The sequence below is a fragment of the Amycolatopsis sp. lyj-346 genome (genome assembly GCF_046548975.1).
Classification (GTDB): Bacteria; Actinomycetota; Actinomycetes; order Mycobacteriales; family Pseudonocardiaceae; genus Amycolatopsis.
In genome coordinates this window covers 256107-270210 of the sequence record NZ_JAJPWT010000013.1, presented here as the reverse complement: position 1 = coordinate 270210, position 14104 = coordinate 256107, and the positions used below count along the sequence as shown (strand labels likewise).

4 protein-coding genes and 1 pseudogene are annotated in these 14104 nt (G+C 67.7%); all 5 read right to left on the bottom strand.

Going from position 1 to position 14104, the window contains the following annotated elements; translation table 11 throughout:
- Positions 1-140 precede the first annotated feature (140 nt).
- Positions 141-969: pseudogene (locus ACLJQE_RS32680) on the bottom strand (IS5 family transposase).
- Between the two features lie 360 nt (positions 970-1329).
- The gene (locus tag ACLJQE_RS32675) at positions 1330-3738 is read right to left on the bottom strand and encodes an ATP-binding protein (protein ID WP_410643377.1); all 2409 of its coding nucleotides are present in this window, start codon (positions 3736-3738) and stop codon (positions 1330-1332) included.
- Positions 3738-6887, bottom strand: a complete 3150-nt coding sequence (locus tag ACLJQE_RS32670; RefSeq protein WP_410643376.1) for a hypothetical protein — start codon at positions 6885-6887, stop codon at positions 3738-3740. Before ACLJQE_RS32670 ends, ACLJQE_RS32675 begins: the two co-directional genes overlap by 1 nt.
- An 8-nt stretch (positions 6888-6895) precedes the next feature.
- Positions 6896-10477 (bottom strand): AAA domain-containing protein, encoded by a 3582-nt coding sequence (locus tag ACLJQE_RS32665; protein WP_410643375.1) that lies wholly within the window; start codon positions 10475-10477, stop codon positions 6896-6898.
- Positions 10470-14099 carry an AAA family ATPase gene (locus ACLJQE_RS32660; protein WP_410643374.1) on the bottom strand — a complete coding sequence of 1210 codons (3630 nt, stop codon included), beginning with the start codon at positions 14097-14099 and terminating at the stop codon, positions 10470-10472. Before ACLJQE_RS32660 ends, ACLJQE_RS32665 begins: the two co-directional genes overlap by 8 nt.
- Positions 14100-14104: the final 5 nt, after the last annotated feature.

The following is a 14104-nucleotide window of genomic DNA, read 5'->3' as shown; positions in this document are numbered from 1 at the left end:
ACTCACCCAGCTCAACACGACAACCACCCGCCGCAACACCGTCGAGCTCGGCATCCCCACGCTCACCACGGCCCGCTGACCGACACCGACCGCCCGGCACCGCCAATCAAGATCAAGTTCAGAGAAGCTAAGACCACATCTCATTTGGGGTTGTTGTGGGCTAGAAGATCCAGCTTGATCGCCCGGCGGTAGCAGATCATTGCGCAGGCCAGCTGGGTGAAGCCCAGGAAGTGGGCAGCCTTGCGCTCGTAGCGACGTGCCAGCCGACGGAACCGGGAAACCCACTCCAAGGTCCGCTCGATGACGTATCGATAACGTCCCAGCCGCTTGGCCGACTCGATACCCCGACGGGCGATCCGGGCAACGATTCCCCGCGTACGCAGCACCTTCCAGCACGCCGGGTAGTCGTAGCCCTTGTCCGCGTGCAGCTTGCGGGGCCGGCGCCGCGGCCGTCCGGCCCGGCGACCGGCGCGACCGCATCGACCACCGCCTCGAACGTCAGGTGGTCGTTGCGGTTGGCCGCGGAGATGACCACCGCCAACGGCAGGCCACCACGCTCGCTCATCGCGTGGATCTTCGAGCCCGGCTTGCCCCGGTCAACCGGGCTGGGGCCGGTCAGATCCCCCCTTTTACCGCCCTGACCTGCATGGCGTCCACCGACGCTCGTGACCAGTCGATCGCTCCGGCGGAACCGAGCAAGTCCAGCATCATCTGGTGCAGCCGGGCGAACACCTCCGCCTCGACCCACTCGGTGAATCGGCGATGCGCGGTCGCGGCACTGACCCCGAACGAGGCCGGCAGCGCTGACCAGGCACAACCGGTCTGCAGCACGTACAGGATCGCGGCCAGCACCGCACGGTCGTCGAGCCGGCGCCGACCTCCGCCCTGGTGGCGTTGCGGCGCATCAGGCAACAGCGGGTACGCCAGCAGCCACAACGGCTCCGGGCACCACTTCTCCACATCGGTCATCGCTGATCAACGATATCGCCCACCCACCAACACAACCAAATGAGATGCGGTCTAAGACGTTCCCGAAACCGAAGAGGAAGGTCAGCCCGATGACGATGCCCATCACCGTGGTCACGAACCTGGTCACGCCGTCCGAGGAGCCCATCATGACCTCCCGCGCATCGAAGAGAGGTCGTACGTGCCCTCGATGACCAGCGTGCCGGTCAGTCGAGGCCGATCAGGGAGATGATGGTTTGCGTGGTGCCCCCGACGGGACTCGAACCTGCACTTTGATGACCGGTGTTCTCCCGGTCCAGGATGCCGCGTCACGGCAACCGTCCTCAACTGCCCGCGCCGTCACAGAATCGAGTCAAGACTTCCTTAGACTGCCTCTTCGGGAAGCACGAGCCGGAGCGCCGCTCCTGTGAGTGTCGGATGTCCCGTTTCCAGAACCTCGATCTCGGGCTCGATCGGCAGGTCGGATAACGTTCGCAGGAGCTGGCGTGACCGGTGCAACCCGGCACCACGGCCTGGTCCACGCGTGCTCCACTCCCTGCCGAAGATCCGCCGGCCGTGAGCTTCGGCAGGCAGGCCGGGTCCGTTGTCCCGCACGTCGACGACGATCTCCGGGCTTTCCACCTGCACCGCGATCTGGACGATCCAGCTGTAGTCGCCCGGCATGGCTTCCGCGGCGTTGTCCAGCACCTCGTACAGGACAGCGCGCACCACGGGCTCCGGAACCGGCACCCACACCTGCGGCGGACAGCGGAGGTCCAGGTGGATCTCCGGGTACTGGTCGGTCCAGTCCACGGCTAGCGCTGCCAGCACCTCGCTCAAGCTTGTCGTGGCCGGGCGAAGGCCGACGAACGAACCGTCCGCGAGCTGAGTTCTCGCCGTCTCCGCGAGTGCGGCGAGCTGCTCCGGTCCGGCGCCCGCGGCTTCTGCGGCGAGGTATGACGCATACGCCGCTGTGACGATGAACCGGTTGCGGTGCCAGGGGGTCCAATCCCGCTCACCCTCGGGGATAACCCGGCTGGGCGCTCGCCTCTTCATGTGCTCGAGAAGTGTGGTCAGCCGGCCTTCGGCCTCCGGCCGGAGCGACCGAGCCGCACCACTGAGCGGCACGCGGAGCGTGCCCGCGTCCTCGACGGTCAGCAACCCTTTTCCTGTCAACGTTTTCAAGCCGTTCTCGACCACGCTGCGCGCGCCGTCCCACGTCGCGCACACTTCGGCGTAGTCAAGGGCATCCTCGACCGCCACAAGTCCCTCTTCCGCGTCGCAGGTGGCCAGCGCGGCCCACCAGGCCGCTCGATTTTCCGGCGCGCCACAGCGGGCGAGCAGGTCGTCGCGCAGCGCCTGCCGCAGCACTTCGTCGTCGCACCAGCGTAGTTCCGGTGTTCCCGGCAGGTCACGGCTCGTGTCCTGTGCGTACCGCAGCACGACCCGCAGGAGATCGGGATCCATTCCGGTGCATTGTTCAATCGAGAACGCCATATCAGCGGCGCCGCGCAGGGACAGATGTGTGATCCATCGCAGGGTCAGCCACCGGGTCGCGGCGTCCGTGCCGAGGACCCGGTCCAGCGCCGCAGGATCCTCGCCGATCAGCGCGTCGACCGGCCACTGCGGAGCGATCACGCCGAGCAGTCCGGCCGCCCGGTCGGACGGCAGCACGACCAGCCTGAGCAAATCGGCCAGGGACAGCACGGCCGTGGACTGCCGATCGGTATACGCGGCAGTGGCGAGATCCGGTCCGACGGCGACGTGCGGCGGCATGGACGCCATCTCGGCCGGCACGGCAATGGTCCCGGGACTACTGACGTAAAGATCGACCTTGCCGTTCGGATGTAGACGTGCGAGCTGCTCGCCGAGGAACAGGCCGTGAAGAACCGTCAGGTAGCCGCCCTCGGCCCGGTTGGCCACCACCTTCGGCTCCGGCACACCGAGAAAAGCCGCGAGCGCCGTCGCGAAGTCCGCCGCAGCTTCCGGCGAATGGTGCATACCCAGCCGACTGAACGCCTTGAGCACGGCCATAGCGCCGACGCCGGACGGCCGCCAGGCGGCGAGCTCAGGCGGCCTGCTCCACGTGGGAGTCAGGTGCCAACCGAGCATCTCAGCCGGCGTCCACCGGTTGGTCCACCGTGGCAACGGCAGTGCCGCCTCCGGAATCGGCGCTCCGGGGGGTTCCCGGTCGAGCCGGGCCTGCACAGCGACCAGTTCGCCCGCCCGCACCAGGGTCCGCATCTGCTCCGAAGCGAACCGCGCGGCGTCTGTGCCCGCCGACTGTTCCTGCTCCACGATCCGGTTCTCCAATTCTGCGGAACGGGCCTCGACCCGCTCGGCGAAGTCGGACTCCAGCGGAGCCAGCACCGCTTCGGCGGCCACGACGCGACATCGGTTCTGCTCGGCCAGAACGGCGGGATCCGGCGGTGTGAACGTCACACCGGCAGCCTCGGCCCGCCGGAGCAGCTCGCGGACCCGCCGGTCCAGCACCGCCGCGCGATTTTCTCGCGCCGACTCGAGTCTGTGCTCCAGATCGGCCGGCCGGCGGTCCGAAATGTCCGACCACGCAGCCAGGAGGTACTCCGCCGCGGCGAACTCACCTCGGGTCAGCAGATCGTCGAACACCGCCTCCTCGGGCAGCCCGCCGAGCGTCGACAACACCGCTCCGGCCAGCGTGCTGGGGTCCGGCGCCCCGGGCTCCAGTCGGCTCGTCAGCGCGATGAGCACATCCGGGAACCGCAGCCTGCCCGGCCACGTTCTCAGCAGTTCGAAGTCTGCGCCGTCGCCCATCAGCTGTCCTTTCCGATTATCGGCATCGAGCCGAGTCTGTGCAGCAGTGCGTTCGCGGCGTGGCAGACGGGCTCGCCGACGTCCTGGGCTTCGGATTTCAGCCGGCGCCATTCCCGTTCCAGGAAGCGAGCGAAGGCCCGTTGTTCCGGAGCCAGCGCCGGTCGTTCGTGCACTTCGTCTGGTATCCGGACCAGCCGGCCAGCCTCGGCGACGAAGCGATCCACCTTCTTGGCGTACGCCAGGTGGTTGCTCCAAGCGATCGGGAGGATCTGCAGGCGCTTGGCCAGCTGGTCGATGTAGCTGCGCGCGTCGCCCGGCAGCCGGTTCGTGATGCGGGCCCGCTCGGCATCGTCGACGTCGTTCCGGGCAATGTGCAGCACATCCGCCATAGCCTCGTTCGGCAGGAACATCGCGCGGTGCAGCTTCTGACCTGCCACGAAGTTGAAGTGCTGCTCACCTCGTTCGAAATCCTCGACGTCGCCGCGCAGCTTCTGCCGGCTGTGCCGGACGTCGGCGGACCTCGCCTGCTTCCGCGCCCAGCCGTCGATGTCCTGCAACGGCAGGGGTGCGCCGGTGCCGGCGAAGCACTTTGCTGCTTCTTCCACCAGCCGGCACCACGTCACTGGCACGCCCGTCAGGTATTCACTGTCCGCTTCCGTGAACTCCTCGTACACGTACCGCCCGCTTTCGCCGCCGTACAGCAGTAACTCGACGATGACACCGATGAGGACGCCAAGACGGCTCGCCGGCGGGGAGTCGGCGAGCTCGGCGGCCAGGTAGTAGAGCTCCTCGCCGAGTGGTCCGTGCTCGAGTGCTACCACCACCGAGGCCAGCTCCGCCGGCAATGTCGGTTCGCCGAGCACGGGAGCCAGCAGGCTGGCCTCCATGAAGGCACGTCTGTCCCACGCGTCGTAGAGCACGCGCCGGCTCCACTTGGCCCGCTGGTCCGCTCTCCCGGTGGTCCGGGACAGCAGCACCGCTGCTTCCCGGCACAATCGGTCGTCGGGAGCACCGGCCGCCTCCCGATCGTCGAGCACCGTCCACGGATCGTCGTCCACGCGAGCGGAGCTGAGCGACACGAGCGGTGGCAGGTAGCCCGGCAGCTCCCCAGGTGTGTCCGGCCGGCCGAACCAGTCCGGAATTCCCATTTGCGCGCCGAACTCCGCGGTGAAGCTTGTACTGATGACGTGCAGGCCGAGAGCGGCGACCGGCCGCCCGTGCGTCGGCCGGGCCGCCCTGCTGCCCACCGGCCCATGGCTGCCCAGGACGAGCTCGTGGTCACGCAGCACGGCACGGGATTTCCCTCTGCTGGTGCGCAGGGTCTGCCGGGCGGCGACCCGCTCGAGCACCTCCGCGTATTTTCCGGCGGGCCGGCCATTGTCCCGGAACGGCGGATGCTGCACGTGGACGACGAGGTCGCGGTCCACCATGTCCAGCACAGCCTGGGCCACCTCGGGCCCGCAGGCCTCGGCCTGGGCGCCGTCGTCGATGATCGCTAACCGCTCGGCCGCGCCAGCGATGGTCCGGCTTACCAGGTCGACATACGAGCCGTCGCACACCGTTCGCACCACCGGGGCCCCCCGGTACACGTCCTCCGCGGACAAGACTAGCTCGCGCAGCACCCGGCCCCAGTCGGCGGACCACGCCGTGCGGTACGCGATCTCGTCCTCCCGCCAATCGGTCGCAAGCTCAGGCACCGTCAGCCGCCGCCACCGACGAGATTCTGCGACCGCCGGCACCTCCCGGCCGGTCCCGAAGTCGGCCGGCCGCACCGCGATGCGCCGCGCGTTCTCCCAGTCGGGATAAACCTTTCTGACCCATTGCAGGACATCCAGCACGCATTCGGGGCCTTCAGTGGCTCCGGCAACGGGGCCGACCAGCACACCCGCCCCGCTGTCGTCGGACAGCACGCTGCGCGATCCGACGAACATGTACTTGTCGTCGCAGACGATCGCCGAGGCCATACACCGACCGCTGCGGGTCTCGAGCAGCACAGTGTCCGGAAACCTCGACTTGAGGTCGAGAAGCGCCGTCTTGATCTTGCCCTCGAGAACGGCTGACTGGTGATCACCCCACAGGAACACGAGCGTGCGACCGGTCGCCGCGACACTCTCCAGCTGGGGCAGTACCTTGTTCAGCGCCCCGTGGGAAATCCTGGGCACGGCAAGCACCACCTGGTGCTCCGCCTGCTCCAGCAAGTAGGTCAGCACCCAGTCGACGCCGGCGCCGGGCCTGACACACTCCACGGAACATCTTCCCCGCTCGGCTTCGTCGAGGTAGCTGAGCACACTCTTGACCTTGCCCCTCAGCCGCTTGTCCCGGTCCTCGAGTCGGCCAGGCTCGATAGAGCTGAGATCTTCGGCCAGCTTGGCCAGCTGGACCAGGTCCGCCCGCAGGTCCGCCGGGGGCGCCGCTACCGGAGCCTCCTGGTTCAGCAGTTGCTCGACGAACCGGTTGTCCGGCCGGTCCCGGACCAGTTCCCGCACCCGGGACTGGAACCGTTCCAGCGCCCTCTGGTTCCACCCGGTCGGCATAGTCACCGGGACCACTGTGATCTGGTTCGTCGCAGGATCCCGCTGCAGCACCGCTTCGACGCTCTTCCACTGCACCGCTTCGGGCGGGCTCAGCAACGGGTTCGCGAACGAAACCTCCAAAACTTTGCGGCGCATGCCGTTCCTACGCTCGGCGCCCACGGCCTCGCCAACAGCCCGCAGCAACGTGACCTGCGGGATGTCACTCTCGTCCACTCCGCGAGTCATCGGCATGGAGAGTGCGCCGAAGGGCACGCGCTCCATGCCGCGGCGGTGCGGCATGATCGTTTCGGTCACCGGGTCGAAGATGAACTTCTCCTTCTCCACCTTCGCCGAAGCCGACCTACCTTCGGCGAAGGTGCGTACCGCCGCTCCGGTCGGTGTGGTCTCCAGCGCGTTCGTCGTGAAGTCGACAGCCAGAAATCCACGGCTCCACAGTCCGTGAACCACGTCGAGCATCAGCCTGCTGGGCAACGAAAAGAGTTCGGCCAGCTGCCGCACTGTCGCCCGTCCGCCCGCGACGGCCTGGAGCACGAGATCCTCGAGCGTCGATGCGCTCTCCTCGGTACCGAGCACCACGTTCAGCGTGATCAGCCGGCAAGGAATCGCGATGAGCACGGTCCGAGTCATACGATGACCTCCCCCGTCGTGACGTCGACGATTCGGCCGACATCGCGGAACGTGGCGATCACGCTCGCCCAGTCGGGCCCTCCGTGGCGTTCGAAATGGAGCAGGTTCCCCACGACGACCATGAGACGCTGCGCTCGCGACAGCATCACGTTGATCACTTCGGGAGTCGCCGTGTGGCCGATGTTCTCCCGGACATCGCCGCCACGCTCGGCACTGCGCACGAGAGAGATGATTCCGACGTCCGCCTCTCCACCCTGGAACGAGTGGACGGTGTGCACCCTGTCACGCAGGAAGCTCTGGTCCAACTTGCCGACCTGCTGCCGGTACGGTGTGAGCACGACCAGCTTGCCCGGATCCGTGTCCCGGTCGAGCTTCAGCTCCGCCACCAGGTTCTGCACCAGCGCCACCTCACCGAGGTTGTACCAAGCGCCTTCGTCGCGGCAGTCGTCGTGAAGAGAAGTGTCGAGCCACACCAGAGGTGCGTCCGTCAAGTACGGCGGGCTCGTCCGACCGTGCGCCCGATCGGTACCGGGGCCGGACTTGATGCCCCCGTAGAACGCGCGCGCGAACGGCGCAGCGATGCTGGGATGCATCCGGAACTGCGTGTCGAGCGAATCGACCGGCGGTTTCCCAATGCCAGCAGCGTCTTTCCCAGGTTGTTCGAAGAACCCTTCGAACAACCTGACGAACCTCTCGTAGTCATCCCGAGCCTCGTAGTGCATTTCGACCTGTTCATGCTCGTGATCAGCGAGCTCATTCAGGAAGCTGCTCATGTCCTGGGCCCGGTGCGGCCCCAGTTGCCGGTGATCACCGACGAGCGTCCAGCGCACACCCCGAACGAGCGGCATGATGATCTCAGTGGGCCAAGCCTTCGCCGCTTCTTCCACGATCACCCAGTCAAACACGTCCGAAACGTCCTCGAGCTCGTCCGCCAGCGCACCCGCGACCGAGCACGTCGCGAACACGACATCGGCGCTCGAGCGCACACGCTCGGTCAACTCGACCAGGTTCGCCCGGGCAACATCCGCCCACCGCTGCATGAGGTCGGCTTCTGTTTTGCCGACAGCACCTTCGAAGCCGGCGGCGACCCTCTGCTCAATGCGATTGGCCAGATCCTCGGCGATGCCTTCGGCAGTCAGCGATCGCAGCTCGGCTGGGAGGCTTTCCGGGTCCTTGGTTCGGGCCAGTTCCCGTAGCGCCAGGATGGACTGATTGGCCAGGACCGGCTTGAGCAGATCAACCACCTTCACTGCCAGTTGGTTGAGCGCGTCGTTCGACTGTGCGCTCACCAACACTCTCGCGCCGTGCTCGGTTGTCAGGTACTGGCGCAGCGCGCGGGACACGACCGTGCTCTTCCCGGTTCCGGGTGGGCCTTGCACCGCGTAGAAGGGATGCATCCGGAGCATGTCCGCGATGATGCCGTCCGCCCGACCCACCAACGACTTCGTGCCTGGCGCGAGCGGGATGTTCAGCACCTGCTCCTGCCGGCTGCGCAGCTCGATCGACGAAGGCGACTTCAACACCTTGGCAAGCCCCGGCCGCAGCCGCAGGGACTCCACCCCGCGAATCTCCCTGCGAAGCTGCACTTCGGTGCCGACGTCCGCGTCGGCCCGCAACCACCCTTTTTCCCGCACGGATGCCCTCCCCTGCAGCGGCCGTACGACGATGGCATCGTCGTCGAGGGCCGCCACCACGACGACTTGACTCGAATCGCCGCCGAAGTACGGATGAGGCCGGTCCTCTCCCAGGGTCAGCACCGGAGTGTCCGATTCCGCCAGCAGTTGCTCGGCGAAGGCGCCCAGTGACTGTCTAAGCCGTCCGCCCGCGACGGAGGCGTACGCAGTGTAAAGCGGATCTTGGTGCTGCAGCGCGCGGTCCACCTCCTTGTTATGCACGAGCACGATCGCTCCGTCGTCGCGCACACGCCGGTCGAAGGGATACTGACGAGCCCTGTGCATCAATCCCCGGTATTGCAAGGTGAATCTCGCTTCGCGAAGCAGCGCGTCGGCCTTCTCCTCCTCGGCCGACCGCTCCGTAGCGACCGTTTCGAACAGCTCGTTCCACGACGGACGGCCCCGGCGGTAGTCGTCGAGGGGTTCACCCTTCCGGAAAGGGACGAGATCGACCTTCCCGATTCGGCGCCGGGGGCGAATGCCCAGAACCTCCGCGGCGAGCCGCTTGTCGGTCATGTACCTAATCACCAGCGTATCGTCATGCGTCGTCCGGTATTTGCCCGACGCGGACTCGTCGTAATGGAAGCTGCAGAACCAGACGGCCTGCTCACCGATCAGCACCCACTTCGCTTCGCGTAGCGCCACGACGTCTTTCTTGGTTCCCTTGATGAAGCTGGCAGCGCCACCGTGGCGGCACACGAGTTCCGCCTCGCGCAGTTCGGTTTCCAGGAAAACCTGCAGTTCGGCACGGCCCTCCGCGGTGCCCGGCGAGTGATCGGTCCAGCCGCGGACCTTGTGGACCGTGACAATGCAGTCATCCGGCATAAAGGCGAGGAGTTTCGGGGTCGTCTCGGCCGTCTCCCCGGCTAGGATCACGCAGATCTTGCTCCAGTGGCGCTGCAGCTCGCCTGACGCCTCGAAGGAGGTGTACCGTGCGGCCGGCGAAGGCTCGAGCATCTTCAGCAATGTCTGACGCAACGGCCGAGGAAGAGTTGGCGAGCCGTCGAGCTCTCGCCGCATCGCCGTATGCAGGTCCGATAGAGCCGCGGGGAGGTCCGCTCGGGTTGCCCGCTCGACCGCCTCGCACTGGGCTGGGAGCTTGTTGACGACCGGGCCGACGAACAACTCCCAGCCGAGCACGCCAAGTCCGAAGACATCCGTGCTGCCGTAGTCGAGCCGCCGGAAGGCGACGTCGTCGAAGATGGCGGCGTGCCGCTCGGGCGGCAGATACACCAGGTGGTGCGCGGTGGTCACGGACTCGGGCGGGGTGAGGAACAGCACCTGCACCAGGCGCTCGTACTCGGACCGGCCGGCCTCGCCGAACACGGCGTGCAACAGGTTGCTGAGCAGTGCGCTGACCTCGAACCGCGCGAGTGAGAAAGTCGTCTTGCTCGGGTTTCCCGGCACTGTCCTGACACGGATCGCGCCCAAACCGAGGTTGCGGTGCATGATGCGCGTGCCGTGCAGCTGGCACAGCGCGTCCGTCAGCAAGCTGAACTGCTCGAACGCCACCACCGGCTGCTTCGGCGCCCAACCGGCCAGCACGTCCCGCCATTCGCCGGCCAGCGGGGTGCCCTCGAACCTGGTCATGATGTACGCGACACCGCGTCCGCGATCGAACTTACCGTCCTCGATGTCGGGGAGCGCGGGGTGTCCCAACGTCTGCAGCCGCAGCAGGCTGCGTACCTCGTGTTCCCAGAGTTCACCACCGGGCGGCTGGAGGCCGAGGAACAGGGTCGCGTTCCGGATTTCCGTCTTGTCTTCGGCCTTCCGCAGCACCAGGTTGACCAGCCGGTCCTCGATCACCACCTCCGGTGGCCGGACCAGGGTGTAGCTGCCGTGTGCGGGATTCTTGCCGGTGAACAGCTCGTCGATCAGGTCGTGGAGCTCGTGGTCGTCACTCATCGCCGTTCTCCGTTTCGCCTGGTCTCCGCGGCTTTCCCAGCTTCAGCACGAGAACGCCGTCATCGGTGCGGACTGCCAGCCGTCGTCCCGCCAGCGCCACGAGGTCACGGCACGGCGAGCCGAGCTGGATCACGCGAACCCGTGTCCACTGCCCGCCGGAGGCCGGCTGCCAAAGCATCACCTTGCCGTCGCGGCCCGCGGTGGCGAGCGCCCGGACGATCGGGTCGCCGGGTGCGTGGTCAAGCGTCACCGCAGACACCATCCGGCTGTGTTTTCCTCCGGCGATTTCCCTGAAGTCCTCCGGTATGTCTTCAATCGCAATGGGGTGCGCCGGCAGCTCGGCGTCGGCCAAGACCTGCTGCCATACGGCGTCCAAGTCCAGGGGCGTTCCATCGTCGCCGTCGTGTCCGATCGCGACGGACGGATCCCAGAAGTGGACGCGCGCGTCGCGCTCGACGATCACAGCGAGCACCGGCCCCGTGTGAGGTCCGCGCAGGACGCCGATTGCCCGGACTGCCCGGGTGCCCACCGGAACCGGCTCAAACCGTCCGTCGGGGCGGGGCACCATCAGCGTGCCCTCCGGGCAACCGAAGACGGGAACGAGCCGCCCGGACAGCTCGAGCAAAGTCGGCACCGCGCCGTACTCGAGGTTCTGTGGCCGGTCGTCCCGCCGACCGGAGACTTCGGGCACGAGTCGGTCACCGTCGTCGATTTCCCAGTATTCGACCGCCCCGTCCGCGGCGGTCACCACCAGCGTCGTCCTGCCGCCGGAGGTGGCAGCGGTCAATCCGACCGGCTCGCCGCGTGTCATGACGAAGGACCTGCGCGACGGCGCCGCTCCCGCGACTGACCACAGGACCAAGTGCCCCGACTGCTGCGCGGTCACCACGAACTGCTCGCCGTCGTGCCCAGTGACCGCGGCGATCCCGATTACGTCGCTGTGCGACGGGGGTTCCGTGACATGCGGCCGGATTCCAGCGGAGTCCAGGAGTGCCAAGTACCCGGCTTCGCCCGCGATCGCGAAGCACCCTGGTGCATGGTCCAGCGCGACCATCGCCTTGATGACCTCGCGAGCGGTTTCCGTGTGCGGAGTGGGCCGCTCCTGCGTGAAGTCCCACAACTGGACTGTGCGGTTCTCGTGGGCGGCAGCGAGGACCGAAGGGTGGTCCGGTCCGGAGGCCCGGCCGTGCGCCGCGATCGCAGTCACCGCATGGGCACACTCCCGCACCAGTGTGCTCGGCCGGTGGCGCCGCCACGGCTGCCACACCAGGATCGTACCGTCGAGGGAACCCGTCGCCAGCCAGCTCGCCGAGGCGTTCGAGGCGACGGCGGATACCGCGCCGTCGACACCTTCCAACTGCAGGTGCGGCGGCACGCGGCGCACCTGTCCCTGCTGGACCTGCCACGCCGCTTCCGGCCCGGCCGGGTGCAGGCGGCCGGTCGCCCGCAGGCCACCCAGCTGGCGGAGCCCGGGACGGTCGTCCGGTTCGGACAGCTCGATCAGGTGCGCTGAGGTGATCGAGCCGAGCACCTCGATCGGCAGGTCGAGGGGGGCGGCACCGGCCTCCGGACGCGGGCTGAGGGCTAGCGCACTCAATGACGGCATCGGCAGCCGGTCCAGAACCGCGGGGTGCGCTGCGAGGGCCGCCCAGCCACGGCTCCCGCAGTCCGCCGCGTACTCGGCGAGCCGTGCCCGCAAGTGAGGGCTGAGCCGTTCGCCGCGGCTAGCCTGCCCGGCGGCGAGGTCGAGCAACGCCGTGAGGATGCCGAGCCGCTCCTGCTCGGCGTCACCGCTCTCGAGCAGCTGCTCGGCGAGGCTGCGGTGGGCCAGACGGTAGACACTCCGCTTATCCTCGCCGTCCAAGAGGACATAAGCGGCGGCGCGATGGAGGAACCGCGCCAGGTCACCGGCCACCGTGGGTACTCGGTCACCGGCGACGCCAGCTGCGGCCCGCTCCCAGATGCCCTCCGCCCTCGGCAGGCCACGCCCATGTCCGTGGGTGAGCGCCCGCAGGAATGCTTTCGCCGCCGGCATACCCTCGGTGATCCGCGCCACCGCCGCGCCGAACAGGCCGGTCCGATCTCCTCGGAGAAGCTGCTGCAGGGCTTCGCCGTCAGTGAGCAGGGTGACTCTACCTTCGAGTTCCCGGACCACCAGGGTTGCGTGAAGGAACTGCCAGTCCCCGCGCTTCACGTGCGCCTCGACAGCATCGGCCACGATCCGAACGACTCGCTCGCGCCAGTCGTCCCCGCCCGCCGCGTTCCGTACCAAGCGGCGGACGCTCTCCTCCGTGTACTCGCGAGCCGCGCCGGCATCGGGTGTCAGCTGCCACACCTGTGCATGCTCGGTACGCGACCCGAGCACTTCGAGCAGGTCGATGCCGGCGGCGCCCGGCGGCGTCGGCCGGGTGCCGATGAGCAGCCGGACGCCCGGCACGTCGGTGAGCTCGCGGAGCACCGATGCCACCTGGACCGGATCCCGGGCCTCGTCCAGCGCGTCCGCAACGATCAGCCCGCCGACGCCGGCTTCGAGGTGGGCGCGCACGGCATCGAGGGCACGGACAGTCCGATCCGGTACGGCCAGCTCAGTCGCAAGCCGATCCACCACATCAGCCGGCGTGCTTCCGGTCAGCGGCAGGACTGCGGCGATGCCAGGCACCCCGGCGGAGGCACCGCGCCTCACCAGTTCGGCGAGCAGAGCGGACTTGCCGGCGCCCGGCGGGCCGGTGACGACGAACACCGGTGGCGTGCCGGAGTTCGAGGCCCACTCAGCGATCTCCCGGAGATCGGCCGCCCGGCCGGCGAACCGTGTTGTCGTCTCGAGCTGACCGGCCCCGGGGACGGCCTCGCCGACCGGCGCGGGCACTGCAACCTCTCCCGCCTTCAATAGCTGCCGATCGGCGACGGTCATCGCACCTGCGCCCTGGAGATTGTCGGGCAGCGCCAGCCGGAACTCGGCACTGGCGTCGCCAAGGACCCGTGCGGAGAAGACGTCGGAGTCCTTGCACACGTTGTCCTGGATATCTCGGAAGGTGAAGACCTGGTCTTGGTGCGTCAGATCGCCCAGATACTGCTCGAGCGCCCGCCGGAAATTGCCCAGATAGCCTGGGCCGTCGATCTGCCCCGAGCCGATGAGCAGTAACGCGTGCCCCGAAGGCTTCCGGCTGCCCGAGAACAGGTTCGCGACGTCCTCGGCGAAGTTCTTCCCGTTACACGCCTCGATCACGACGATGGCCCAGAGTTCGTCGTCTATCCGGCGGCGGTGGGTCTGTTCGTCGTAGATGTGGTGGCCGACCATTTCCGGCGTGATGAAAGCATTTCCGACGTCCAGCCCGGTCCGCGGCACGTGAAGGACGGCGCCGACAGGACGAGTCTGGCCGTGGCCGAACCACAACACGGCCGAGGACCTGCCCGCTCCGTCGCGCTTGGTCGACCACCGCGCCAGCGCGTCGTCCGCTTCGGCGAGGGAACCAATCAGCTCGGGATTCTCCACGGGTTCGACGGGCCGACCGCCCATTCGTGCCAGCGTGGCAGCGGCGAGCTTGGCTTCACTCGCGGTATCCGCTTCGGGAAAGTCTTTCACCGGTCCGACGGGGATCACGTGGACGTCGAAGTTTGCCATCACAC

Bases quoted from the DNA above. Each gene is read 5' to 3' on its own strand.
- ACLJQE_RS32675 (WP_410643377.1), bottom strand. From the start codon at position 3,738: ATGGGCGACGGCGCAGACTTCGAACTGCTGAGAACGTGGCCGGGCAGG.
- ACLJQE_RS32665 (WP_410643375.1), bottom strand. From the start codon at position 10,477: ATGAGTGACGACCACGAGCTCCACGACCTGATCGACGAGCTGTTCACC.
- ACLJQE_RS32660 (WP_410643374.1), bottom strand. From the start codon at position 14,099: ATGGCAAACTTCGACGTCCACGTGATCCCCGTCGGACCGGTGAAAGAC.